Annotated in this window: 13 protein-coding genes and 15 pseudogenes; 23 read left to right on the forward strand and 5 right to left on the reverse strand. The window is 43.7% G+C overall.

The features are described 5' to 3' along the window. The first annotated feature begins 193 nt into the window (after positions 1 to 193). The 7 genes from K08M4_RS18070 to K08M4_RS18100 all read left to right on the forward strand — a co-directional run bounded on the left by K08M4_RS18070 (position 194) and on the right by K08M4_RS18100 (position 7,421). A complete protein-coding gene (locus K08M4_RS18070; RefSeq protein ID WP_086050891.1) occupies positions 194 to 2,323 on the forward strand; it encodes a TonB-dependent siderophore receptor in 2,130 nt (709 codons plus the stop codon). Positions 2,324 to 2,501: 178 nt separating this feature from the next. Beyond that, positions 2,502 to 3,269, forward strand: a complete 768-nt coding sequence (locus K08M4_RS18075; protein WP_086050892.1) for a DUF3450 domain-containing protein — start codon at positions 2,502 to 2,504, stop codon at positions 3,267 to 3,269. Beyond that, positions 3,269 to 4,645: a MotA/TolQ/ExbB proton channel family protein gene (locus K08M4_RS18080; protein WP_086050893.1), complete on the forward strand. Its 1,377-nt coding sequence runs from the start codon at positions 3,269 to 3,271 to the stop codon at positions 4,643 to 4,645. The genes K08M4_RS18075 and K08M4_RS18080 overlap by 1 nt, the downstream gene beginning before the upstream one ends. Then, positions 4,645 to 5,205 carry a MotA/TolQ/ExbB proton channel family protein gene (locus tag K08M4_RS18085; RefSeq protein WP_086050894.1) on the forward strand — a complete coding sequence of 187 codons (561 nt, stop codon included), beginning with the start codon at positions 4,645 to 4,647 and terminating at the stop codon, positions 5,203 to 5,205. The genes K08M4_RS18080 and K08M4_RS18085 overlap by 1 nt, the downstream gene beginning before the upstream one ends. Further along, on the forward strand, positions 5,202 to 5,606 hold the full coding sequence (locus K08M4_RS18090) for an ExbD/TolR family protein (RefSeq protein WP_004731145.1): 405 nt from the start codon (positions 5,202 to 5,204) through the stop codon (positions 5,604 to 5,606). Before K08M4_RS18085 ends, K08M4_RS18090 begins: the two co-directional genes overlap by 4 nt. A 19-nt stretch (positions 5,607 to 5,625) precedes the next feature. Further along, on the forward strand, positions 5,626 to 6,246 hold the full coding sequence (locus tag K08M4_RS18095) for an energy transducer TonB (RefSeq protein ID WP_086050895.1): 621 nt from the start codon (positions 5,626 to 5,628) through the stop codon (positions 6,244 to 6,246). Further along, a complete protein-coding gene (locus K08M4_RS18100) occupies positions 6,243 to 7,421 on the forward strand; it encodes a tetratricopeptide repeat protein (protein ID WP_086050896.1) in 1,179 nt (392 codons plus the stop codon). Before K08M4_RS18095 ends, K08M4_RS18100 begins: the two co-directional genes overlap by 4 nt. Positions 7,422 to 7,588: 167 nt before the next feature. Here K08M4_RS18100 and K08M4_RS18105 read toward each other — a convergent pair. After that, a pseudogene (locus K08M4_RS18105) lies at positions 7,589 to 7,910 on the reverse strand (hypothetical protein). A 336-nt stretch (positions 7,911 to 8,246) separates the two neighbouring features. After that, entirely contained in the window at positions 8,247 to 9,170 is a 924-nt protein-coding gene (locus K08M4_RS18110; protein WP_086050897.1) for a hypothetical protein, read from the reverse strand. Positions 9,171 to 9,347: 177 nt separating this feature from the next. Here K08M4_RS18110 and K08M4_RS18115 point away from each other — a divergent pair. The 9 genes and pseudogenes from K08M4_RS18115 to K08M4_RS18155 all read left to right on the forward strand — a co-directional run bounded on the left by K08M4_RS18115 (position 9,348) and on the right by K08M4_RS18155 (position 16,172). Beyond that, positions 9,348 to 9,976: pseudogene (locus K08M4_RS18115) on the forward strand (PepSY-associated TM helix domain-containing protein). An 84-nt stretch (positions 9,977 to 10,060) separates the two neighbouring features. Next, a pseudogene (locus K08M4_RS18120) lies at positions 10,061 to 10,574 on the forward strand (DUF2271 domain-containing protein); the annotation flags it as partial. Positions 10,575 to 10,693: 119 nt separating this feature from the next. After that, positions 10,694 to 11,528, forward strand: a pseudogene (locus K08M4_RS18125) (DUF4198 domain-containing protein). Between the two features lie 115 nt (positions 11,529 to 11,643). After that, positions 11,644 to 11,979, forward strand: coding sequence for a hypothetical protein (locus K08M4_RS18130; protein ID WP_086050898.1), 336 nt, complete (start codon positions 11,644 to 11,646; stop codon positions 11,977 to 11,979). Continuing rightward, positions 11,976 to 12,590 (forward strand): DUF6162 family protein, encoded by a 615-nt coding sequence (locus K08M4_RS18135; RefSeq protein WP_086050899.1) that lies wholly within the window; start codon positions 11,976 to 11,978, stop codon positions 12,588 to 12,590. Before K08M4_RS18130 ends, K08M4_RS18135 begins: the two co-directional genes overlap by 4 nt. Before the next feature lie 124 nt (positions 12,591 to 12,714). Next, a pseudogene (locus K08M4_RS18140) lies at positions 12,715 to 13,645 on the forward strand (metal ABC transporter solute-binding protein, Zn/Mn family). Next, a pseudogene (locus K08M4_RS18145) lies at positions 13,645 to 14,377 on the forward strand (metal ABC transporter ATP-binding protein). Before K08M4_RS18140 ends, K08M4_RS18145 begins: the two co-directional pseudogenes overlap by 1 nt. Before the next feature lie 74 nt (positions 14,378 to 14,451). Continuing rightward, a pseudogene (locus K08M4_RS18150) lies at positions 14,452 to 15,251 on the forward strand (metal ABC transporter permease). A gap of 2 nt (positions 15,252 to 15,253) precedes the next feature. Continuing rightward, positions 15,254 to 16,172 (forward strand): annotated as a pseudogene (locus K08M4_RS18155) (ABC transporter substrate-binding protein). Between the two features lie 126 nt (positions 16,173 to 16,298). Here K08M4_RS18155 and K08M4_RS18160 read toward each other — a convergent pair. After that, positions 16,299 to 16,529 (reverse strand): DUF2986 domain-containing protein, encoded by a 231-nt coding sequence (locus tag K08M4_RS18160; RefSeq protein ID WP_086050900.1) that lies wholly within the window; start codon positions 16,527 to 16,529, stop codon positions 16,299 to 16,301. A gap of 104 nt (positions 16,530 to 16,633) precedes the next feature. Between K08M4_RS18160 and K08M4_RS18165 the strand changes: the two are divergent. After that, positions 16,634 to 18,311: pseudogene (locus tag K08M4_RS18165) on the forward strand (molybdopterin oxidoreductase family protein); the annotation flags it as partial. Between the two features lie 9 nt (positions 18,312 to 18,320). After that, on the forward strand, positions 18,321 to 18,764 hold the full coding sequence (locus K08M4_RS18170; RefSeq protein WP_086050884.1) for a CopD family protein: 444 nt from the start codon (positions 18,321 to 18,323) through the stop codon (positions 18,762 to 18,764). A 166-nt stretch (positions 18,765 to 18,930) separates the two neighbouring features. Here the strand turns inward: K08M4_RS18170 and K08M4_RS18175 are convergent. Beyond that, positions 18,931 to 19,385, reverse strand: a pseudogene (locus K08M4_RS18175) (plastocyanin/azurin family copper-binding protein). 565 nt (positions 19,386 to 19,950) lie between these two features. Between K08M4_RS18175 and nirB the strand changes: the two are divergent. The 4 pseudogenes from nirB (at position 19,951) to cobA (ending at position 24,888) form a co-directional block, all read left to right on the forward strand. Continuing rightward, positions 19,951 to 22,503 (forward strand): annotated as a pseudogene (gene nirB / locus K08M4_RS18180) (nitrite reductase large subunit NirB). Positions 22,504 to 22,518: 15 nt separating this feature from the next. Then, positions 22,519 to 22,841: pseudogene (gene nirD, locus K08M4_RS18185) on the forward strand (nitrite reductase small subunit NirD). Between the two features lie 123 nt (positions 22,842 to 22,964). Beyond that, positions 22,965 to 23,779, forward strand: a pseudogene (locus K08M4_RS18190) (formate/nitrite transporter family protein). A 332-nt stretch (positions 23,780 to 24,111) separates the two neighbouring features. Continuing rightward, positions 24,112 to 24,888 (forward strand): annotated as a pseudogene (gene cobA, locus K08M4_RS18195) (uroporphyrinogen-III C-methyltransferase). 89 nt (positions 24,889 to 24,977) lie between these two features. Here cobA and K08M4_RS18200 read toward each other — a convergent pair. After that, positions 24,978 to 25,574, reverse strand: coding sequence for a DUF4174 domain-containing protein (locus tag K08M4_RS18200; RefSeq protein WP_086050901.1), 597 nt, complete (start codon positions 25,572 to 25,574; stop codon positions 24,978 to 24,980). A gap of 231 nt (positions 25,575 to 25,805) precedes the next feature. Here K08M4_RS18200 and K08M4_RS18205 point away from each other — a divergent pair. Continuing rightward, positions 25,806 to 26,280: pseudogene (locus K08M4_RS18205) on the forward strand (LabA-like NYN domain-containing protein). Positions 26,281 to 26,305: the final 25 nt, after the last annotated feature.

The raw sequence follows: 26,305 nt of genomic DNA on the forward strand, positions 1-26,305 counted from the left end.
TGCAGGTTAACGACTCGTCAGTTCGTCTTTACAAAACTTTACGAATGCAAAGAATGTAAATTTAATGCAAATAGTAATAGTTATCACTTATATTCCCACTCGAAATAATTCAGTGGTACCGGAAACGGTCTAACGGACACATCGAATAAATAACAAAGTGTTCGTCTAAAAGAATAAAAGTGGAGAAAAGGACATGTTTTCAAAAAAGCCATTGGCTTTAATGATCGGCGCAGTATTAGCTTCACCAGCAGTATTGGCAGAAGCAGTAAAAACTGACGAGCATATGGTTGTTGAAGGTCGTGATTACGGTTATAAAGCCGACACGAATACAACAGCAATGCGCATGGAGGCGACTCAATTAGAGACTCCAGGACAAGTTACGATTATCAGTGAGCAAATCATTGATGAGCAACGCGCAAGCACGCTTGGCGAAGTATTAAAAAATGATGCGTCAATTTCAGCGGGTTCTAAATCAACGAACCGTGAGCGCTTCAATCTACGTGGTTTCTCTCTAGGAAGCAGTTCTGGTTACTTGCGCGATGGCGTTCAACACTGGTCTCATTACCGTCAACCGGTAGAGCTACTAGAACGTGTTGAAGTACTAAAAGGCCCTGCAGGTTTGCTCTACGGTAAATCAGCACCTGGTGGCCTTGTTAACATGGTTGCTAAGAAGCCTACGTATGAAACTCAAGTTAGCGTAAGCCAAGACATTGGTTCTGACAGCTACACACGTACTACCGCTGATGTAAGCGGTTCATTGAACGATGATCAAACTCTACGTGCTCGTCTTATTGTTTCACAAGAAAACCAAGACTCTTACCGTACGCGTTTTGACGGCACAGATGTAGAGACTGACCGCTTTGTTGGTGGCCTATTTGTTGATTACGATATCAACGAAGATGTGATGCTATCTGCGCATTACGACCGTACTCAAGAGTTGGGTGATCTAGATAACGGCTCAAAGATTGATACAAAAACAGGTAAAGCGATTACCCCAAATACGGTTAATGACCAACGCTTCGCACAAACAGACAACGACGTAGCAAACTACGGTGTGGCTGTTACAGCAAACTTGAGCGATACATGGGCAGTTAAATCGGGTATCAGTCGTCAGTTTTACGAACGTCGCCGTACTGAATCAGATAACGTTATTGATTCAAAGAAAGACAGAAAAACCAAGAAAACACTAGGTTATGGTTACAAAGTGTCAGACCGTCATGATGAGTGGACGTTTGATACGGCTTACGTGGATTTTACTGGTGATGTTGATGCATTTGGTGTGAATCACCGTCTGTTGGTGGGTGCAAATGGGTTGCACTACGATTACAAGCGCCTGTACGTATCAGACTACGCTTGTTTTAACGCTTCAGAAGCAGACACAATGAAAGAGTGTGGCAAAGGCTTTGATATGCCTGCAGACATTCACTATAACAACGATGATTCAGTATCACACTCGAAGAGCCAACACTACGGTCTATATCTTCAAGATTTAGTGACGTTCAGTGAGCAGTGGCAAGCACTTGCTGGTGTTCGTTTCGCTTACGATGATACGACGAGCAGTTCTGGTAAAGAAGAGAGCTACAATAACATCCTACCTAAGTTCGGTGCGATTTACTCTCCGGCGCCAAACGGTTCTATTTACGCGGTTTACTCTGAAAGTTTTGAACCTGTAAGTGAGATTTCTGATAAAGATGATGTGAACTTCGGCCAGTCTCAAGATGCGAAGAAAGGTACACTTTATGAGCTAGGCTCAAAGTGGGAACTGTTTGATGAGCGTTTATTCGTATCAGGAGCAGTATTCCAGATCACACAAACGAACATGCAAGTTACAGAAGACCTTCCTGCATCTCATGCAAAAGATACTCGTACTACACAGGTGGGTGAGCAAGTTCACACTGGTGTGGAGCTAGCTGCGACGGGCTACGTGACGGATGCGTTCTCTGTAAGTGCATCAACAATGTTCTTAGATGCTGAATATAAGAATGACCCTGCTCTTAATGGTAAAACACCAGCAGACGTTCCTGAATTTACTGCAAGCATCTGGTCTACTTACGCATTCAACAACGGTACTGACGTTAACCTAGGTGTGTATCACGTAGGTGAGCGTTACACTGAAAGTGCTAACACGTTTAAGAAAGACGCTTACACTCGTGTAGATGCAGGTGTTGCACATACTATTAAGTACGATGAGAACTTAGATTTTGTTGCACGCTTTAATGTAGAGAACCTGTTTGATACAGATTACCTAGAAGGCGGCAGCACTCGCGGCGTTGTTGTTGGCGAAGGTCGTAACTACATGGCTACGTTACAGGTAAAATACTAATTTGTTAGTAGGGTACTATTGGTAGCTTAAATATTAAGGGGAAGGTTTCGACTTTCCCCTTTCTTGATTCTGCTATTTAGTAAAAATACCCCTAGCAATGCGAGTGGTTTTTAATGATAATGAGACTGCTTATCAATAAAACTCATTTGTTCTTCTTCTAAAGTAAATGACTACAATTATGAATCTTTTAAAAACTAGCCTAGCACTTGCCATCAGTTTGGTTGCAACGTCATCGATGGCAAACAGCTTGGATCAAGCTCAATCAATTCAAAACAAGACCAATAACGCGTCGGCTTCGAGCCAAAAGGTTATTGATAAAAGCTCACAAGCAACATTATTGCTGCAAGCTGAGGTTGAGCGTCTGCAAGAAGAAGTGAAAAATTTAGAAATCTATCACGACCATCTTGCCGCATTGGTTAAGAGCCAAGATCAAGAAGCGCTGAGTATTGAAGGGCAGATCGACGAAATCAAACTAACACGTCAAGGTGTTGTGCCTTTAATGTACAAGATGATCGATGGTCTCCAGGAAGTTATTGAAAGCGATCTACCTTTCAAGACAAATAGCCGTCTGCGTCGCGTTGAAAAGCTGAAAGCGATGATGACTCGTGCTGATGTCAGTGACGCTGAAAAATATCGCCGTATTTTAGAGGCGTACCAAATTGAAGTGGATTACGGTATTAAGCTCAGTTCTTATTCAAGCCGTGTCGAATTAAGTCAAGATAAAGTGCTTGAAGTTGATGTTTTGCATCTTGGACGTATTTCACTGGTCGCTCGTAACTTGAACGGTACTCAATATTGGTCTTGGGACCAAAACAGCGCTCAATGGCAAGAGTTGGATTCTTCGATGAAATCTGAGTTGGACAAAGCGTACGATATCGCTAATAAGCAAGCATCTCCAAGCTTAATCACTTTACCTGTTTCTTTAACTGTTGCGGAGGTTAAGTAATGAACTTAAAGCCATTAGCAGCATTGCTTTGCATTACGTCAATTTCATTTTCTGCTTTCTCTGCATCAGATACGACGGCTCAGCTTGTTAACAAAGCAAAATCAGAGAGTCGTACGCAAGCGTCTCATAACGTAATTCGTGAAGCTGATTTTAAAAAGACAGAACAACAACTCAAAGCGATCAAAGCACAGCTTGAAGCTAAACGTAGCTCTATTCAAGGTGCGACCGATGTTCTGACTCAGACATTCAGTGATAACGAAAATAAGCTTGCTCGTTTAGAAGAGAAACTGCGTTTAGAAACAGGTAGCTTAGGTGAATTGTTTGGTGTTGTAAGACAAAATGCAAAAGACCTTGAACATGAGCTATCGGATACAGTGACTAACGTAGATCGCTCAGCGTATACAGAAACTGTTTATCAAATCGTAGATGCAAAATCATTACCGTCAATGCCCCAGTTAACAGGCCTTTGGTTGAGCATGATGGAGCAAATTCAAGCAAGTTCAGAGATAAGTAAGTCGACAGTTTCACTTGTTAATAGTGAAGGGGTTACTGAAAAGGCAGAAGCTTATCGACTGGGCTCTATTGGCTTAGTCGCTGAGTCTGGTTACGTATGGTGGGATTCCAAGCACCAAGATGCGATTGTTTATTTGAAGCAGCCATCAAAAGGTCCAACACTGGCGTCACTTTCTACATTAGCTAATGGCGAAGTGTCTAACGTGGTCGTCGATCCCTCTCGTGGGTTCATGTTAGAACAATTAGCTTTGGAACCAAGCCTAGCTGATCGCCTGCAAGCGGGTGGTCTAGTTGGTAAAGTTATTCTTGGCTTGCTGGCAATTGGCTTAATCATCGCATTGGTTCGTGGTATTTCTTTGGCTATCGCTCGTCAGAAGATTCGCGCTCAACTTAAAAAACCTGAACAAGCGGGAGACAATCCTCTAGGTCGCATTCTTGCGGTTTACGACAAAGAACAAAACCAAACCGTTGAAGCATTAGAACTGCGCCTTTTAGAAGCCGTCGTTGATGAACAAACTCACCTAGAGAAAGGTTTATCGATGCTTAAGTTATTGGCGGCACTAGCACCAATGCTTGGCTTGTTGGGTACTGTAACCGGCATGATCGAAACATTCCAAGTGATCACACAGTTTGGTAATGGTGACCCTAAAGTCATGGCGGGCGGTATTTCGATGGCGCTTGTAACAACAGTACTTGGCCTTGTTGCAGCAATGCCGTTGCTATTGGCACACAACATTTTGAGTACTCAGTCAGAGAACATTCGCAATATTCTTGAAAAGCAGGGTATTGGCCTTGTTGCTGAGCAGGCAGAAAAGACAGTTGAATCAAAAGCTGTTGTTTCACCAGTTGGGACTGCCGCGTAATGGATATTTTGTCGGGTTCTCTATTACCAGCGAGTTGGTTAACGAGTAACTGGCTGCTGTCTTTATCAAACTTTATGGAGCAGGGCGGTTTCGTCCTGTGGTGGCTAGCCGCTGTCGTCCTCGTTTTTTGGGTACTTGTGGTAGAACGCGTGCTTTATCTCGCGTTCTACTTTCCAAAGCAGCGTCAAGCTTGGATTAATCAGTGGCATGAAAGAGAAGAACACTCTTCTTGGTATGCTAAAGCCATTCGTGAAGGTTGGTTAGGGCAAGCGAGCATCTTACTTAACCAAAACTTGAACTTTATTAAGCTGTTAGTCGCTATTTGTCCGATGTTGGGTTTGCTCGGTACCGTAACCGGTATGATCTCCGTTTTTGATGTCATGGCGACTCAAGGAAGCAGTGACCCTAAATTGATGGCTTCAGGTATCTCGTTGGCAACACTGCCAACCATGGCGGGTATGGTTGCTGCGTTAGCGGGCATGTTTGTTCATGCTCGTTTAGCGAAAGTCTGTAACCGCTTAGAATTGAAATTAGAAAAATCTTTAAGGAGTCAACGATGAGACTCGGTCGACGTCATTCTAAAAACGAAGAGGCTCAAATAGACCTTACTTCGATGCTTGATATTGTCTTTATCATGCTTATTTTCTTTATTGTGACCAGTTCATTTGTTCGTGAATCAGGGGTTGAAGTCAATCGCCCACAAGCTTCAAACGTAGTGAGCCAAAAGGATGCGGGTATCTTTGTTGCGATTACTTCTGCGAACGACATCTTTATAGATAAACGTGTTGTGGATGTTGAACGTGTTCAAGCGACGTTAGAACACTTATTGCTAGAACAACCTGATGCTTCTTTGGTTATTCAGGCTGACGAGCATGCTTATAACGGTACGGTTGTTAAAGTGATGGACGCTGCCAAAGGTGCGGGTGTTAAAAATATTGCGCTTGCAGCTGAAAAGCGATGATCTTGGAGGATCTTAATCAATGATTCGCCTATTTCTTGCATTACCTTTAGCGGGAGCGTTGGGTTTAGCACTGTTTTCTTTCATGGCTTGGATGGTTGATAATGGACACCAACGTTCGCCAGAAAATAGTGAGACGTTAAGTTTCAACATGGTAATGGTTGAACAAGAACAAGAAGTACAGAGAAGGCAACGTGCAGTCCCGGAACAACCCGAAATGCCAGAGCCGCCACCGCAAGCGCAAACGTCTCAGTCGCAAGCTGAAGTAACGCCTCTGAATTCAATGTCTTCACTGTCTTCACTGGATTTGAATACTTCAATTGAAGGCCTAGCGATTAACGCTCCAACATTTTCTGATTTTGGGTCAAATCAACAGGTAATGCCGCTTTATCGAGTTGAACCTCGTTATCCAGCAAAAGCGCTCAAGCGTGGCGCAGAAGGGTATGTCATTTTGTCTTTTACAATCGATGAAACAGGACGTTCTGTTGATATTCAAGTTACGGATGCAAATCCACGTCGTATGTTTGAACGTGAAGCGATAAGAGCACTTAAAAAATGGAAGTATCAACCCAAAGTCGTCGATGGAAAAGCGGTCACTCAGGTTGGTCAAACCGTGAAACTAGAGTTTAAGTTGGCAAAATGATGAAACAGATATGGATATTAGTGGGCTTGTTGATAATGCCCCTCACATTACCGGCAAAAGAGCTTACCCAATACACCGTTATTCGTGTTCAAAAGGCGAATAAACTTGCTCAAGAGGAGCAGGTTAAACAGGCGATTGAGGTCTTGGCTAGTTTGGAGTTATCTAAAGGCTATGACAAAGCCTATGTCGCTCGCATGCTTGGTGTGTTTTACTGGCAAGATGGTAAAACAGAGACGGCAATCAAGCAGCTTACTTATGCAGTGGATAGTGGCTTATTGGTCGATGAGCAAGCTTGGGTAACGAAACGTATGTTAGCTGATTTACTGCTTAGCGAGCAGCATTTTAAAGCGGCATTACCACACTATTATGAGCTCGTTAAAGCAGCACCGGAAACTGAAAAGAAAGACACGCTTTGGATGCGAATTGCTCAAGCTGAATACCAAATTGAAAACTGGACGAAAGTACTGGCGGCTATAGGTAATCATAACAAGTTCAATTCAAAACCACAGTTGTCGCCTCTCTCGTTAAAACTGGGTGCTCAACTACAGTTAAAACAATGGAAGCAATCAATTCCTACGTTAGAAAGTTTAGTTGAACTTCAACCCGAAAAAGACAACTGGTGGCGCCAACTCGTTGGGATTCAGTTAAGGTTAGAGCGCAGCCGAGATGCGTTAAATACTTTAGCACTTGCCGAGCTACAAGGTGTTGAATTGAATAATTCAGACCGCAGGCTACTTGCTCAACTGTACGCAAAGCGAGGCATCCCTGAGCGCGCTGCGCAAGAAATTAGTAAGTTAGATGATGCAAACAGTGATGTTCAACTTCTCGCTGAGCAAGCAACCTACTGGCAACTCGCAAAAGAGTGGGACAATGCCATTGAAGTGTGGACGTTAGCGTCGAACATGAACACTCGATACCATTGGAATGTTGCTCAATTATTGGTTCAGCAAGGTTACTACAAGCGAGCTCTGGTTGTTTTAGATAAAGTAAAAGACAAAAACAAGCAAGCCGACGTTGCATTGGCGAAAGTACGTTCATGGTATAAGTTGAAGAACTTAGATAATGCTCTCGCTCAAGCTAAGCGGGCGAACAACATTGAACCGTCTCCTGAGGCTAAAGGGTGGATCAAATATTTGACCCAGCTGAGAACGGTAAGCGAAAGTGGAAACGCCTAATCACATATAGTTAGAAGCTAGAAAGCAGATTATCAAGATAAGATAATGAAGGGTGTCATTTGAACGTTCAAATGACACCCTTTTTTGTATTCAATATACTTAAACCTAGGTGCCTGAGCGGTGCGGTTGTTTGACTGAGGTAAGAATAAAGATAAAGAAAATTCAAGTTAAAGGCTGCACATCTCGCCACTGTGTGATCCCGCAATGATCACTCCGCTTTGGTCTACAATCCAGTTAATGGTGCAGTCACGATAGGGGTTTTTGAAAGAATGTTGTATTTTCACCATTCTCGAGTGAGGTTTGAGTTTCTACCCAAGCAAATGTGCGTGACTCCCAAAATGTAACGGCTTGAGAGTGGGGCGTTAAATACAACGCTTGAGCATCTACAATATTGGCACCGATATAACTCTCGATATGTTCGTCAGTACTAACAATCTGGTTAGTGCAAGCGGTGATAAAGATCATAGCAATAGGAATATAAATACGCATTAAAAATCCTTTTTACTGAGTATGACTTGTTCATATATGTAAACATACAATAGCATTATTTAGATTTGTAAATATGTCATTGTCGTTTCTCTATCTTAGCCATGCTTCATGATCACCTTTTTCTGAAAACGTGACTTACCGACGAACAGAAATTTAACTGCCTTGAGTTATCGAAGTGAAGAGTATTTTATCGCGTCTTTTTCAAACTGAACGACTTTCGATCCTACTGATTTCAGTGCTCGTTGATATGCATCAACATCATGGCCGACAATTGATAACGCCGCGTCATAAGGAGATATCGCTTTTCCAGTTGTTCTATTTTATAACCAAGTTGGTCTAATAGATAATCACCGATGCGCCGGTATTATAAAAGACACTAAACCCAAAGTGCCACTTTACCTCTTTTTGAGTCTTGAGGTTCAAGACGGTTCCTCTTCCCTTGTCAAAGCTCAAGCTATCATTTTTATATACCTCTCTAGCGCGCAGCACCGTGATGTATTCTGCTGAGCCTTCGATACGCTCTTGTGACAGAGCCATGTTCTCAACCAGCGAAGTATTGTCATTGAGCATTTGTCTATGTCGAATGGCGACATACTGTTTCAATAGCTCACGAGCTTCCACCTTAGTCAATTTTCTAGGTAGTCCATCAAACAGCTCGGTGAGTATTAACTCGTCTTGGATAATGCTTTTGGTTGTAGGGTAATTGTCAACGTCCTGTCGCCAATTGCTTTTGTTCGCCCAAGAGGTTTGGTAAATGTGGAACACCTCATGAGGCGCAAATAAAAGATCATTGGTAAATGGGTGTTGGTTCTTAGCGACTGCATCGGTGTATTTTTGTGCGTAGTACTTGTGACCATCAATCAGTAAGTCGAAGGTATACAGGTTGTTCGAACCGTTGTTTATCTTAGTTACCGCATCATACATTCCCTTTTTGTATTCATAGATACTCATACCACCAGATTCTGCTGAACCAATCTTGGTCGCACCTTTTAGAACTGACTGAGGATTAATGATGAATGCATTTATAGGCTGATCCTTAGCATTGACACGAATGAGGTAGTGGGGTCTTTTGGCGTAATTATATCCATCCCAGTAATTCAATTTCATGTACTCTCCGACCTGTTTGATCATGGCTTTGTCAGCGACATTTTCAACGCTAGCAACTGCCGTCGATGTCGTGGGTTTAGGTGAACTCGAGCTCGAATTTGAATTACAAGCAGACAGTAGAAGAATACTTACCCCTAACAATAAACTTTTCATGATGACCCTTTATCTAAGCAAATATTGGTTAATACATTAACGGTATTCTCAGGTTCGTTCTGTAATAACTTGTAACTCGGTTACTTACATTAGGAGAACGTAAATAATGTAAATTGAATGCCAATACGAATGATTATCAACTAAATTGTCGCCATAAAATTATAGGTACTGGTTTGTATGTCGTTAAAAAGTAGGGCGGTTCAATCATGGGCTCGTCGACTTCATGTTTATATTTCAATGGCACTCTTGTTTGTTGTTCTCTTCTTTTCAGTGACAGGCATTACCCTTAATCGCCCTGAGTTATTTGAATCCAGCCAACCCAATATCCAACGCTCTACGCTAACGCTTCCCGCGAGTTTGTTTACGCTCCAAGACGGTCGACTGAAAGCCGACGAGTCTGCTTTTGAAAAGTTTTTATTTGAAGAAGCAAACCTATCTGGCGTTCTTCGGGGTTAGACATCTACGCAGAAGTTGAAGACGGTGAGTTGCTCATCGGTGAAGTGTCTATGGACTTCAAAGGACCTGGCTACAACGCTTCTGTGTTTGTCGATGTGACTTCTGAAATGGTGGAAGTCGAAACAACGAATTATGGCGTTATTGCATTGTTGAATGACCTACACAAAGGGCGTAATAGCGGTGAAGTGTGGAAGTGGTTTATCGATATCACTGCGCTGCTGATGATCTTCTTTGTACTGACTGGCGTGTGCTTACTGTTACCTAAGAAAAAGACACTCAATACTTCCATCAAATGGACGGTGTTTGGGTCTGCAATCTCACTTGCTATCTATTTTGTTGCCGTGCCTTAACCCTCCATTAGGTTGATGAGTCTGCTTGATGAATCAGCTCGAAGAACGAACTAAAGGTTAAACGGATTTAAAAGGTTGTTAAACATGAAAAAAATGAATTGGAGTAAGGCTCTTTTGGCTTTGTCTCTTTCTACCTAGCCTTGGAATGGCACAAGCGATTCCTGATACGGCGAAATTGGATGTGAATTTAGAGTTGCCCAAGATTGATACCTCTATGTATGCGCGTCCTTACGTGGCGGTGTGGGTAGAAAACAGTGAACGAAAGTCAGTGAAAACCATTGAGCTTTGGGTCGGTAAAGACGAATGGCTAAAAGACTTACGCAGTTGGTGGAGAAAAGTTGGCCGTTACGATCGTGAACTTGTTGATGCTGTGACTTCTGCAACACGCCCAGCTGGTCAATATCGTTTCGTTTGGGATGGCAAGAGCGACAGCGGTGAAACCCTTGAACAAGGTGAGTACACGGTGCATGTCGAAGTCGTGCGTGAACACGGTGGCCGTAACTACCTTCGCCAAAAAGTATCCCTGACAGATTCAAACGCCTCTTATGAATTAAAAGCAACGGAAGAGACGGGGAAAATTATCTTGAGCTACATTGCAAATAAATTAGCACATCGGATAACACAAGCTGTGCTTTACAAGCGACAGAAAAATCAAAGGTTGGAATCGTAGGCGCCATTGAGCGACACGGTTAAAGATTACAAATAATGGAATTGAACATGATGAAACAGACAAAAATAAAGGCGCTTGCACTTGCAGGTGTAATGGCGTTCGGTCTAGCAGCAACGACGACAGCACAAGCTCACCCTCGTTGGGTTTTGCCTTCTCATTTCACCGTTTCTAAACGGTGGTGACTGGTTAACATTTGATGTGACGGCATCCCACGGTACGTTTGTTTTTGATAAGCCAGCAGGAAGTGATAAAGCATTCGTTATCATGCCTGATGGCCGTAACGAGCGTCCTAACTTCGTTGTAAAAGGCAAGCGTCGCTCAATGTTTGATTTCTATTTTGAGGAAGAAGGTACACACAAAGTAGCAATCAACAACGAACCAACGTACTGGACACAGTACAAAGCGGGTCGTCGTGACACAGTAAAGTGGATTAAAGCGACTAAAGCTGAGCGTGATGCATTATTACCTGAAAAATCACGTGACGTGGTAACTCAAGTCGGTTTCACTCGCGCAGAAAGTTACATCACAGTAGGCAAGCCAACGGATTCAGTTTTCAAAATTGAAGGTAAGCTTCTTGAAATGAAGCCGGTTACACATCCTTCAGACATCGTTGAAGGCGAACCAGTGACATTCCAATTCTTCTACAACGGTGAAATCCAGAAAGACGTGAAAGCGGAAATTACTCGTGAAGGTACGCTTTACCGCAATCACCAAGAGCAGATTGATGTAGTGAGCGATGAAAACGGTGAAATCACGTTTACTCCAGACGTAGCGGGTCGTTACGTAATGAAAGCGAACTACAAAGGTGAGTTGGTTGACAACCCACTGGCAGACAAAGCAAGTACGAATGTGCATCTGACGTTCGAAGCATTGCTTCAATAGTCGGTTTTATCGGGAGAAAGCTCCTGATTATTAGATAAAAAAAGACAAGGGCTCATTAGAGCCCTTTAACGGTCAGTATACCACTAAAATTTGTAACGTGGCGAGGGTACGAACGATGAAAATAACAATAAAAGCAAACACCATAATTGCCCCGTGCTTGGCTCTGGGGCTTGGTTTTGCGGCATTACCTGCGCAAGCACACTTCCCATTGATGAGCTGTTGGTTTGAAGGCAAAACGGTTGCCTGTGAGGCGGGTTACTCTGATGGTAGTAAAGCGATAGATTACGCAGTCGCGATGTACGACTACGAAGATAACTTGATAGCGAAAGAGATGACGGATAAACGCTCTATTGTCGAATTTCCAAACCCAAATTCTGAGTTTTACCTTGTGTTTGATTCAGGTCACGAGTTTCCTGTTGAAGTCGACGTTGTAGAGATCAAAGAAAAATGATGATTCAAAGTGTACGCGCTGACACAGGCGGAAGAGAGGGCAAGTGGGTTGGCCTAATCATTATATTCATCCTTTGTTTTGCGACGGTTGCTATTCCGTTTAATCAAGCAGAATCTCATATCGAAGTGACCCTTGATCACCAAGTCTTAGTGACTGATGTTGAACAAGAAAACTTGGCGATGCTGTCAGAACTCCGTTTAGCTCATGAAGAGATTCGTGATCTTCGCATGGACTTAGACGGCGAATGGCCAAGTGTTGTGTCACTTAAAGATGAATGGGTTGCGCCATTTGTTGAAGACCAGAGTTGGAAGCGCAAAGGTTCGCATGCTTGGCTATTGGACGAGCGTGGTTATTACTTTTCTACGCCAAGTGAATATGCGACACCAAGTGAAGATACTGCACCAAGTGAACAAGCTACGCCAAACACTCATGGCTTCGCGGACTCCTTTATTTTGAACGCGAACAGTGTTTCTCCGGAAATCTGGATTTTCTTTGGTGGTGTCGCAAGCCAACCTACTCAATTTGATGAAAATACATTGGAATCTGCAGGCTGGAAACTGGTGGTGAACGAGTCAGAAGTATCTGAACAACATGACGCTGCTTCTCATTAAGCAATGTTTCAAACCTTAGGTTCTCATCAGCAATATGTTCAAAAAGAAGATGTTCACAAAATCAAAAAGCTTACGGACTAATCAGCTCATTGACCATAAGTTCACAAATAATAAGAGATTTACTATGCGATTCATGACTCTATTGATGTCGTTAATGGCGGTGCTATCGACACCCAATGCATTGGCAAAAGAATACACAGTCGACAGCGACAAGTTGACGATAGGTATTACCCTACAGCCTTACTATAGCTACGTAAAAGCTGTGGTAGGTGACAAAGTGAACATCCTTCCTTTGGTTGATGCTGGCTTTAACCCGCATAACTACTTACCACAACCGAATGACTTGAAGAGATTGAGCCAGATGGATGCAATCGTGGTAAACGGTATTGGCCACGATGACTTCGCATTAAAAGTCATTTCAGCTGCGCAACGTGATGATTTAATGGTTATTGAAGCGAACAAAGAAGTACCTCTACTTCCTGCATTAGGCCAGTCTGTTGGCCAAGGCGCGGTGAACCCACATACGTTTGTTGGACTTTCTACAACAATCCAAAAGGTGTACACCATTGCGAGTGAAGTCTCTAAGCTCGACCCAGACAACGCCACGTTTTATCGCAAGAACGCACGTAAGTACGCCAAGCAATTTCGATTTATGAAACGTGATGCGATGTTGTCATTAGGTGAACTCGATACATCAGGTATGAAAGTGGCGACCACGCACAATGCTTATGGTTATATCCTTCAAGAGTTTGGTGTGGATGTCGCGGCGGTGATTGAGCACACACGGTGTTGAACCAAGTGCGAGCCAACTAAGATACGAGAGAAAAATCCGCGCATCGGGCATTGATGTTCTGTTCTAAGAGCTAAACATGCCAAATCGCTTTGTTGACACGATTGAAGCAGAAACAGGCGTTCAGCTTTACCGGTTCTCTCACATGACGCACGGTGAGTATCAAGACGATAAGGTAGAAGTTGAGATGAAGAAGAACTTAGAAACGTTAATCGAAGCCATGAAATTTGCTGCGGCTAACCTGACTAAAAGCGGGAAGGCGTAATGCAAGGTCCATCGATTTCAATCAACCAACTCGGTCTGCAATACGACAACAACGTGATTCTTGACGATATCACGCTAGATCTTAAAGCGGGTGAGTGCCATGTGATCATGGGGCCAAAACGGCGGTGGCAAAACCTCTTTGCTGCGTTCAGTTCTTGGTTTGACGCCTTTTTCTGGTCAAATCAATATTCATTGGCCAGAAAAGCCAAGCATTGGTTACGTTCCTCAAAAAGCGACCTTCGAATCGAGCTTACCTCTGACGGTAATGGATTTCGTCCTGCTTAACCAAACTCGAATTCCGCTGTTTTGGCGTCGTAAGTCCAAGCAATTGGATCTTGCATTAGCACAACTCGATCGTGTTGGTATGGCGACTCGTAGCGACCGCCGTATGGGACAGCTATCGGGTGTGAGCAGCAACGTGTGTTGTTTGCACAAGCGTTATTGGATAACCCAAGCTTACTAGTGTTGGACGAACCGACTACTGGTATGGATGAGCAGGGCGTTCGTTATCTTGAATCTCTAATTCGTGAATGTGTTGATGAAGGCCGCACGATTTTGCTGTTCACCACGATGTCACCGCAGTGCGTCGCCTTGAAGCCAATGTACATGTGTGAATCGATTCTTGGTTGATAGTGGTCCACATGAACAAGTACTGCATCCAAGTAAAATTGAAAGCTTATTCCAGCATTACAGTAGTGGTGCAGCCATCGCTAAATCGAAGGAGGTTGCGTAATGGAATGGTTACGACAACTTGCCATTAGTGGCGTTGAAGCGGGTTGGTTATCTGACAGTTTCATGTATGCGTTCATGGTGAATGCGCTGGTTGCTGCATTGTTACTGGGGCCGTTACTAGGTGGCCTGGGTACTTTGGTGATTGCCAAGCGTCTGGCTTTCTTTTCTGAAGCCGTCGGCCACGCGGCTTTAACTGGTATCGCTATCGGTGTTCTGCTTGGTGAGCCACCAGAAAACCCAATTATTGGCTTGTTTAGCTTCTGTATGATCTTTGCTTTGCTTCTTCACTTCGTAAGAAACAGAACCAACGTACATACGATACCTTAGTCGGCGTTTTCCTTGCGCTTGCGTTAGCGGTTGGCGCGGCATTGTTGATGTACGTGGCACGTAAGATCAATATCCACATGCTTGAGAACGTGTTGTTTGGTTCGATTCTTACGGTAACAGACCAAGATTTAGCAATTCTCGCAGGCAGTTGCGCGATCATCATTTTACTCTTGATACCGACGTTCAACCGCATTCTTCTGACTTGTATCAGCCCTGATATTGCCAAGGTGCGTGGCTATAACACCAGCTTCTACGACTACCTGTTTGTCATGATGATCACTCTAGTGACGATTGCAGCGGTGAAAATAGTGGGTGCGGTTCTGGTTGGCGCGTTATTGCTGATCCCTGGTGCTACGGCGCGATTGCTAACTAAGCGCATGGGCAGCTTTGTTTTACTGTCCGCGTTACTGGCAACCATCGCGTGTTTGGTTGGGACTGTGTTGCCTATGGAATTAAAACTTCCAGTGCCATCAGGCGCTTCAATCATCATCGTTTCTGCAACGTTTTTCTTAGCGGCAACGCTATACCGAATTGTAAGAAAGGCATAATCATGACTTCTTTAATGAATCGTATTTCAAGTTCACTAAAAGCAACGGCTCAAGTGAGTGCAGTCAGTATGTTGTTAGGTGCTTCAATGGTGTCTTTCAACGTAAATGCAGAGGATATCCTAACCAGTACACCTGTGACTTATGCTTTGGCGACAGAGCTAACCAAAGGCACCGACATTACGACCGAATACCTACCACCAAAACGCTACGGTATAGATCGCCTACCTAACTGGTTTGGCACTAAGGGTGAAAGCAAGGTACTTAAGTCAGGAGAGAAGGCGACCGTTGCGTTAACGCTGTCATCCATTTGGCAAGCGGATCCTACATTTGTATACGCAAGGCAAGGCAACATCCGTTTGGTTGAGGTGGATGCCGCTCAAGCGATTACACCGCGCGCGCAAGGTGTTGCCGCGTTGACGCTATCGAGTGGTGATGTGTCTAAGTTCGCGTGGTTAAACCCAACTAACTTAACGCGCATGGCGGCAATCGTGGCTGACGACTTTAAGTTATTGTGGCCAGCGCAAGCAGAGACGATTGATAGCAACCTACAACGTGTGATGTTGGATGTGCGTGAACTGATTAACAAGCAACAAGCGGTATTATTGGATAACGACGTAGATTCAGTATTGTTGCTTTCAGAAAGCTTGGAAGATTTTGCTTCTGGTAGCCAACTGTTTGTTGAAGCACGTATGTTCAAAGCTGAACTGGAATGGACAGAACAAGACAAGGCCAAACTCAAAGCGATGTTTTGAAGATGACGCGCTATGGTTAGTTACAGCGAAAAAGCCAAGTAACTTGATTAAATCATTGGTACCGAATGAGCGTATCTTAGTGGTGGATTCTGTTGACCGTTGGGGTAGAGCAGGGATTAATGCAAAAGCGCCGTTCGCACGTTGGGAAGTTAAACCATTCAAAGGTTAATTGAATAGCTAAGTCGCTAGGTTAATACGGTAGGATCAAAAAAGCAGCCCAAATAGAGGCTGCTTTTTTGTTCTTGTTCGTTGCCTCTGGTCAGAGTGCCTGGCAAGAATACTGCGAGTTTAAAACTTACTCTGCAGCTTTTTTTTCTTTAGTTTCGACACCAGCTTCTTCGGCTTCAACCGTTGCTTCTACTGAACCTTCAGCTTGCTCTAGAGCGGCTTTCGCTTGTTCTTCAGCTTCCATTTTTGCGCGATCAGCTTTAGAAATATAGCGAGGCTTGTTGCTACCATGCAGTTTAGAATTCGCCTGTTTCTGTCTTTTCTTTAGAATTTGATTGATTTTTTTCTTACGGTTCATTGCTGCATAGCCTTGTATTTAGTTTATGCGGTGGAGGATAATCATTTTAGATCTAGAACTCAACCTGTACGGTCTCTCATTAGGTAATTAATCATGTTCCAACATTCCAAACGAATGGCTTTGATGATTATAAGCAATGGAATTTGGAGCAGAAAGAGTACGCACCTGAGTATGCCGCATCGATCGCGGGTATTGATGTGGAGAAGATCCACAAAGCCGCTGAGATGTTGGCAATGCCAGTCAACGGTCAACGAGTTAAAGCCTCAATTGGTATCGAGAAGGGCTTTTATTGGTCGAATAATACCGGCAATACCAACGCCATTGCCTCTCTTGCAACGATAATCGGTACTGGTGGCCGAGAAGGGCGTGTGATTGGTCGATTTGGTGGGCATCAACGTGGTGGACTAGCCGGTGGCAAACTACCAAGGAATAAGTCACCTGAAAAAGTAGCAGGTAGGCGCAGGCGCTCAATAGACACCGATAGATATCTCTATTCCGGGCATACCCGTATGGCCCATGTCATTGGTACAACATGGATTCAAGCTATGTGTAGCAGCTATGGGTTGAAAGAGAAATTTACTGACTTAACGACACGTAATCCTCACCAAGCTACGCGACGTGATAAACAGCACATTATAGATACACTCAAAAAGCGTGCAGATTCCGGTGGAATGGTTGTCATCAATCAAGATATTTATTTACGCGATCCTATTGGTAAACAATTCGCTGATATCATCTTTCCGGCCGCGACTTGGGGGAAGAGGATTTCATGCGCGCTAATGGTGAGCGTCGTCTACGTCTTTACCAAAAGTTCGCTGATGCGCCGGGTCAGGCTAAGCCGGACTGGTGGATTGTTGCTCAAATGGCTTCGCGAATGGGGTACGACGGGTTTGATTGGCAAAACTCAAATGACGTAGCTGAAGAGTCATCACGATTTAGCCGTGGTAGCCGTAAAGATTTCAATATGATTAAAGTCGCAGCACATGCTGAAGGTAAAACGCTTCATCAAAAGCTCGCTGAATTTGGTACTGAAGGGATCCAAGGGCCTGTTTTTTATAACTATGATACCAAAAAGCTGATTGGCACTAAGCGCCTACATGACACTGAAATGAGTTGGGATGATCTGGTCGATAAAGGGCTGCAAGATGGCCCTCAAGGCGCCAATATTATGCGCAAACAGCTCACTCAATTTAATAGTCAGACGGGGAAGGTCAATCTTCAAAAAACATCCTTGGGATCTGTTTAGTGATTTTCATCGTTGGCTTACCCCAAAAAAGGACGAGTTATGGTTTTCGAATGGTCGTATTAACGAAATTTGGCAGTCAGGGTTTGATGATACCGAGCGCAGGCCTTACATCACTCATCGCTGGCCTGAAAACTGGATTGAAGTTCACCCAGAAGATGCGGAAAAGCGGGGCATAGAAGCCGGAGATGAAGTGCTTGTGTACTCGGAGCGGGTGGCCAATTTTAAAGATACGATTCTGGGTGTCGAGTCGGACGATTTTCAGTTTAGTAACCTAATGAAAAATGGTCACATTCAACTGGATTACGCGGAGATTAAAGCCGTTGCGATTGTCACCTCAGCCACGAAAAAAGGTGTGTTGTATTGCAATATGATGGACATGAAGAACCCAGCGAATGCTTTAACAACAAGGGTAGTTGACCAAATCAGTGGTAACTACAACTACAAAATGGGCGTCGCCAAAAATAAAGAAAATTGGTGAATCAAAATATAAGCGTGAGTTTGAAGGGTTCTCCTTTGCACCACGTAACATTGTGTAAGGGAAGTTTATGTTTGGCGTATTATTGGTTTTGCATGTATTGGCTGCCACCATTTGGACGGGAGGGCACATTATTCTCAGCGTCGTTATCCTTCCTAAAGTCTTGAAACACCGTTCTCCAGAAATGTTATTGGAATTCGAGCAAGGGTACGAAAAAGTGGGAATGCCTGCTTTGGTGATTCAAGTGGTGACCGGGTTGATGCTCGCTTATCATATGTTGCCGGACGTTAGCTTATGGTTTGATATGTCGATTCCATTGGCTCATGGCATTGCTGCTAAGTTGACGTTGCTGTCTCTGACGGTATTGCTAGCCCTAGACGCACGCTTTCGTGTGATTCCAAATCTATCGAAGGACAACTTGGTTGATATGGCACTGCACATTGTTCCTGTGACTATTATTTCAATTTTGTTTGTGGTTGTCGGAGTTTCATTCAGAACGGGGTGGCTAGTTTGATATGTTTGTACGTTTAGTGCGGAACATTTGACCATGTCTAAGTAGATAACAATAAACAGCGCTAATTCGGCGCTGTTTATTGTTACTGACTCCCGAAAACCGTTTTCAGACAGGCATTCCTATCACACATCAACAGAGAGCTGATGCTTCAAGACAGGGACAAAGGTTATTGAATTTTTTGCTCTGCTTGATCGAGCAAGCCTTGCATCTTTTTCTGAGCTCTGCGACTTACACGTTTTTTGGCCGCATTGCGAGCTTCCTCTAAGTTAACACTGGGATCACCGACAACCACAAGTGCCACCATTCCGTGTCGGTGGTGCACTTTACATTTGATTCCGTACACACCTGGCTTATCAAAAGTGACTTCCTGAGCGTTTGAACCGGATTCATAAGAGGCTTTGCGCCATCAGGAAGCATCCCTTGAATGCTATGGGCAGTATGAGAGCCAACAGTCCCTTTAAAAAGCACCTTATCCCCAGGTTCGATTTCTACGTAATCAGGAATGAATTGATACATCTTGTCGATGTTTTCAGAATTCATGTCCATCACTTGTTTGATGACTTTTGTTTCGGCAAACGCAGGAGCTGCAATAATAGATAGGATTAGTAAAAGTACGCGCATCGTATTCACTCTCTTAAATAAGAATTATTTTCAATGATGCTAATTTATTCAGAGTTTGGTTGGAAGTTGATTTTTACATCACGCATATCATCAAAAGGGTTCTTGTGTTAGATCAAGCAAACTAACCGATGACCAAAGCTATAAACGGAGTTGATCTCGGCATTAAAAGGGCGAAAAGCTTTGTTTACATTCCGAATAGGTAGGAGTGGTTTTCACAATTACACATAGTTTTTCACGCAAACGGTGTTCTACATGTATTTATAGGCATCTATATATATTTATAAGAACCCAAATGAAAATGATTGTCATTTACTTACGTTATTGGTAACCTATTGTGAAACTTTACAACATCCCGCTAAATGCACTAAAGTGTATATAAACCCCGCTAGACCCTATCTAAACTGTGGTTATTCGTTTGCTTTGCTCGATAATTAAGCATATCTACCTCTTTTGTTCTACCCCTTTAGGGTAGTTTGTTTTCGTAATTGATTTACATCATATTTTCATTTTCTTTCATAATTCATTATTCGCTCAGTTAAGAAATATATAACCTTCAGGAATTCTTATGAGCAAGATGAAGCTAGTCGTAATCGGTAACGGGATGGTCGGTCATCGCTATATCGAAGATTTAGTCGAGAAGACAGATGTTGCAAACATGGACATCACGGTGTTCTGTGAAGAACCACGTGTTGCGTATGACCGTGTGCACCTTTCTTCTTACTTTTCACACCACACTGCAGATGAACTTTCTTTAGTAAAAGAAGGCTTCTACGAGAAACACGGCATCAACATGCTGATCGGTGAACGTGCTATCAACGTTAACCGTGAAAAGAAAACAGTTTACTCAAGCACGGGTCGCGAAATTCAATACGACAAACTTGTTCTTGCTACTGGTCTTTCCCGTTTGTTCCGCCAATCAAAGGCCACGAAGGTAAAGACTGTTTTGTTTACCGCACAATCGAAGATTTGAAAGCGATTGAAGCAACTGCTAAGAATTCTAAATCTGGTGTTGTAGTCGGTGGTGGTTTACTTGGTCTTGAAGCGGCTGGTGCATTGAAAGCATTAGGTGTGACGACTCACGTTGTAGAGTTTGCTCCCAAGCTTATGGCAGAGCAGCTTGATCTTGCTGGTAATCAACTTCGTCAAAAAATCGAACGTATGGGCGTAAACGTTCATACAAGTAAGAACACGCTTGAAATTGCTCCTGAAGGCACTGAAGCTCGTAACGTAATGCGTTTTGCAGACGGTACAGAGCTAGAAACTGATTTCATCGTATTCTCTGCTGGTATTCGCCCACAAGACAAACTTGCTCGTCAAATGGGCCTAGGTATTGCGCCTCGCGGTGGTATCGAGATTAACGATCACTGTCAAACGACAGACAAAGATATCTACGCTATCGGTGAGTGTGCATCTTGGAACCAAACGTTCTATGGTCTAGTGGCTCCTGGTTACAAAATGGCGACCGTTGCGGTTGACCACGTTGTTGGTAACGAAAGCACATTTGAAGGTGCAGACATGTCTGCGAAGCTTAAGCTTCTTGGCGTGAAAGTAGGTTCTATCGGTGATGCTAACGGCCGCACTCCAGGTTGTAAGAGCTACGTTTACCAAAACGAAGAACAAGAAATTTACAAGCGACTAATCGTTTCTGAAGACAACAAGAAGCTGCTTGGCGCGGTAATGGTCGGTGATACGTCTGACTATGGTGATCTTCTTCAGTTAATGCTGAATGAAATCGACCTGCCAGAGCATCCAGATGCATTGATTCTTCCTGCTCACGCGGGTGCTGAAAAGCCAACACTTGGCGCTGACTCATTACCGGAAACTGCCGTTATCTGTTCTTGTTTCGACGTAACCAAAGGCAAGATCGCTCAAGCGGTCGCTGAAGGTCACCATACCATTGGTGATATCAAAGCAGTCACTGGCGCAGGTACAGGTTGTGGTGGTTGTATTCCACTTGTAACTTCTGTGCTAAACGCTGAACTTGCAAAAGCGGGTGTAGAAGTGAAGAACGACGTATGTGAGCACTTTGCTTACTCTCGCCAAGAGCTTTTCCACTTGATTCGTATCGAAGAAATCAAAACATTCGATGAGTTACTAGAGAAATACGGTAAAGGCTACGGCTGTGAAGTATGTAAGCCTCTAGCGGGTTCTATTCTTGCTTCTTGCTGGGGTGAGCACATCCTTAAGCCTGAGCTAGTGAAACTGCATGACCAACGATAACTTCCTAGGTAACATCCAAAAAGACGGTACTTACTCTGTTATCCCTCGTATGGCAGGTGGTGAAGTAACGCCTCAAGCACTAAGCGTTCTGGCGGATGTAGCGGCTGAATACAACCTGTACACCAAGATCACAGGTGCACAGCGTATCGGTCTATTCGGTGCTCAAAAAGATGACTTACCAGCAATCTGGAAGAAGTTAGTTGCTGCGGGCTACGAAACAGGTCAAGCGTACGCGAAGGCGCTACGTATGGCTAAGACATGTGTCGGTTCAACTTGGTGTCGTTACGGCGTTCAAGATTCAGTTGGCCTAGGTGTGATGATCGAGAACCGTTACAAAGGCATCCGTACTCCTCATAAGATGAAGTTTGGTGTGTCTGGCTGTACTCGTGAGTGTGCTGAAGCTCAAGGTAAAGATTTAGGTATTATCGCGACTGACGCAGGTTGGAACATGTACGTATGTGGTAACGGTGGTATGAAACCTCGTCACGCAGACTTACTGGCAAGCGACCTAGACCAAGAAACGCTGATCAAATACATCGACCGTTTCATGATGTTCTACATCCGCACGGCTGCGCCACTACAACGTACTTCGGTATGGATGGACAACCTAGAAGGCGGTGTCGATTACCTACGTGAAGTGATTGTAGACAACAAGCTTGGCATCAATGACCAACTTGAAGCGGACGTAGCTGGCCTTGTGGGTAACTTTGCTTGTGAGTGGACTGACACTATCAACGACGAAGCTCAACTTAAGCGCTTCTCACACTTCATCAATGCTGATGACCGTGATGAAAACGTTGTGTTTGTTGACGATGGCCGTGAACAACACCGCCCAGCAACATTCACAGAAAAACACCCAGAAGCGAAGGGCGACATCCTTCACGTTGAACTGGTTTAATTGGGAGACGACATCATGGCATTTACCAAAGTTTGTAAGATCGAAGACATTATTCCAGGTACCGGTGTTTGTGCGTTGGTTGGTGGTGAGCAAGTTGCTATTTTCCGCCCAACTAAAGCCGAAGAAGTGTTCGCTATTAGTAACACTGACCCGTTTTTTCAATCAAACGTTTTATCTCGCGGTTTAACGGTTGAGCACAAAGGTGAGCTTTGGGGGCAAGCCCACTTAAGAAGCAACGCTTTAACCTAGCAACAGGTGTGTGCATGGAAGACGAGAGCTTCAGTGTAAAAGCGTATAAAGCTCGCGTTACTAAAGGTGCTGTAGAAGTTTCAGCTTAACGGTTTGCTTAAAAAGATCTGATAGATCAAGGGTTCTAGTTATCGACATTGCCTTAATTCGGCAACTAGAACCTTTTCCTATCCGATTTCAACTTTTAATTTTAACTTTTTAAGGACAATCTTATGTCTACTGATTTTAAACCAGCAGAATTCGTTCAAACGATGATCGATGTAGGTGAAGCGAAAACCAAAACGGGTACTCGTGATCTTCTGATTCGAAGCACTATGGCTGGTATCATCCTTTCTCTTGCTGTTGTTGTGGCTATCACTACTATTGTGCAAACAGGTATCGGTATTGTTGGTGCACTTGTGTTCCCTGTGGGCTTCGTCATTTTGAGTGTGATGGGTTACGACCTAGTAACGGGTGTATTTGGTCTTGCTCCGCTTGCGAAATTCGATAACCGCCCAGGCATTACTTGGGGTCGTATCCTACGTGTTGGGGTCTTGTTGGTCTTGGTAACCTTATCGGTTCTTTAATTGTTGCAGTGTTAGTCGCAATTTCACTTACAGGTAACTTCTCTTTAGAACCAAACGCTGTTGCTCAAAAGTTCATTGCTGTTTCTACAGGTCGTAGCCTAGGGTTTGAAAACATGGGCATGGACGGCTGGATCACATGTTTCGTGCGCGGCATCTTCTGTAACCTAATGGTTTGTCTAGGTGTGATTGGTAACATGACAGCACGTACAGTCTCTGGCCGTGTCGCAATGATGTGGTTCCCAATCTTCATCTTCTTCGCACTTGTATTTGAGCACACAGTGGTAAACATGTTCCTATTCCCACTGGGTATGATTCTTGGCGCTGACTTCGGTATCGCGACATGGTTGAACTTCAACCTTATCCCAACAATCTTAGGTAACATCGTTGGTGGCCTACTGTTAACGTGTGTTCCTCTATACCTGACTCATGCTAAAACAGCTCCTTCTCTAGGCGCGAAGTAATACGGTAAACGTAAGTTAGTATGAGATTGAAAGCCCCAACAACGTGTTTGGGGCTTTTTTAGTTTGAAAGCTGTCAGTGTATTCTCGGGCAGACAAACTCTTAGCTATCACAAACTCTTAGTTATCATAGATGGGTTGTTTGTTATTGAGCAAAGCATCCGCAATAGATTGTTTTGTTATAATTATTTCTATCTTCGTTAGTATTTAGACTGAATATTTATTTCAACACCTGATAGTCTAAGAGGTAAGGATTTTGATAAGTCATATGAATACAGTGACTTATCACATAGATTGAAGCTTGAGATAAAACAAGCAAACCTTCGGAGCGCAGAATGTCAGAAGTATCGTCATCGAATGTTAAAGAAGTAAGCAATGGATTTGTTTCATTGGTAGGTGCAGGTCCGGGCGACCCAGACCTACTTACACTAAAAGCCGCACGAGTGATTCAACAAGCAGACGTGTTGGTTTATGACCGCTTGGTATCAAAAGATATTTTGGCGATGGCTAACCCAGAAGCAGAAATGCTGTATGTGGGTAAAAAGCTTGATCATCATTGCGTACCACAAGATCAGATCAACCAACTGTTGGTGATCAAAGCACAAGAAAACAAGCACGTTGTGCGTCTAAAAGGTGGTGACTCGTTTATCTTTGGCCGTGGTGGCGAAGAGTGCGAAACGTTGGCCGAGAATGACGTGAGATTTGAAGTGATTCCAGGCATCACAGCAGCTGCAGCGCAACTGCTTATGCGGGCATTCCGTTGACGCACCGTGATCACGCGCAAAGCGTGCAGTTTATTACAGGTCACTTGAAGAAAGATGGCGAAGATATTGACTGGCGTTCTCTTGCTCAACACAATCACACGATCGTGTTTTACATGGGCTTGAAAGAGAGTCCGAATATTCAAAAGAATTTACTCGATAACGGTATGCGAGAAGACATGCCTGTTGCGATTATCGAAAACGGCACTCGCCAAGATCAGAAAGTGTTTCGAGGTGGGTTGCGTGACCTAGCTGACCTTGCTAGCGCTGCCAAAAGCCCGGCATTTATTGTGGTTGGAAGTGTTGCTCAGCTTCATGAAAAAACTGGCTTGGTTTAACAAGCAAGCATAATCGATTGATGATCAAGCTTAGCTTGTTAGCTTGGTTGATCGTTGATCGTTGATGCTTGATGGTTAACCAAAGGCTTAGCTGACTAAGAATCAAATACTGCAGCGGCTACTCTGTCGCTGCATTTCTTGTTGGGCCATGGGCATTTCGTCAATAATATTGGTGATTAAACGCCAATCGGTTTTACCACTCCACCTGTGTTTCTCTTTCCCGTCTTTACCAATCAACACGGCAGTGTGTGAACCTTTGGGTATTCCATAACTGTTAGTCACTGCATCCAAATTAAACTCTTCAACTAACCATGCAGGCACGGTGTAGCCGCTTTCGGCGATGACCATGATAACAACGTCTCGTTCGTCCAATTGACAATTGTTAATCAAGACTTCATTGAGAAACTCTTTTACGATCGAATCTTCTGTTGGTGCGAAATAAATGACACTGCGGTGAGGCAGCGCTTTCGAATGAGAGTAGGCTGGGTAGGCGTGTAACGGGTTGACTGACAGAATCATAAACATAACCGTGCTTGTTATTAGAGCGTTCAGTGGTTTGGAAATTGCGTTTTTTATCGTTGACTTAATTATCGCTGACTTAGTTATGGCAGCGTTAGTTATCGCCGCGCAGCAACGTGTCAATACTGAGTCAAAGGTGTCGCTGCCAAGGCATGATCTGATAATTTGTTGGTACTGCATGTTCCACCTTCCTTGATAAACTCAGACAAGATCATAAGTTAATGACAACTACTTTAAGTTAACAATAGCTACGTTCAGCCAATAATAACTACGTTCAGCCAATAATAACTACGCTAAGCCAATAACAACTACGTTAAGCATAGCTAATGAGTTCATTTTTATTAAAGAAAGCGACTCGCATTTTAGAAGTGAATAGAATAGGGTATACGGAAAATCTAAAGGTATGAATTTATGGAAAACATAGCAATTTTGGTCGACGTTCAGAACGTTTACTATACAACACGCGATAAATACCGTTCTAACTTCGACTATAACCAGTTTTGGTATGTTGCCACGGAAGGACGTAACGTTGTCGAAGCCAATGCTTACGCAATCTCAAGCCAAGATCCTAAACAGCGCCAATTCCACCATATCCTTCGTGGTGTTGGTTTTAATGTGAAGCTAAAACCGTTTATTCAGCGTCGTGATGGTAGCGCCAAAGGGGATTGGGGATGTCGGTATCGCGTTAGATGCGATAGAGCTTGCTGAGACGGTTGATACGATTGTTTTGGTATCAGGAGACGGTGATTTTGAAATCTTGGTAGAGCGAATCAAAGAGCGCTTTGGAAAACCTGTTGAAGTGTATGGCGTTCCTGGGTTAACAGCTCAAAATCTTATCGATTCTGCCTCAAAATTTGTACCGATTGAAAAAGATTTCCTTCTATAGATAAAATCTCGCACTTTATAATTGA

Origin of the sequence: Vibrio syngnathi (assembly GCF_002119525.1) — a bacterium.
In the GTDB taxonomy this organism is placed as follows: Bacteria; Pseudomonadota; Gammaproteobacteria; order Enterobacterales; family Vibrionaceae; genus Vibrio; species Vibrio syngnathi.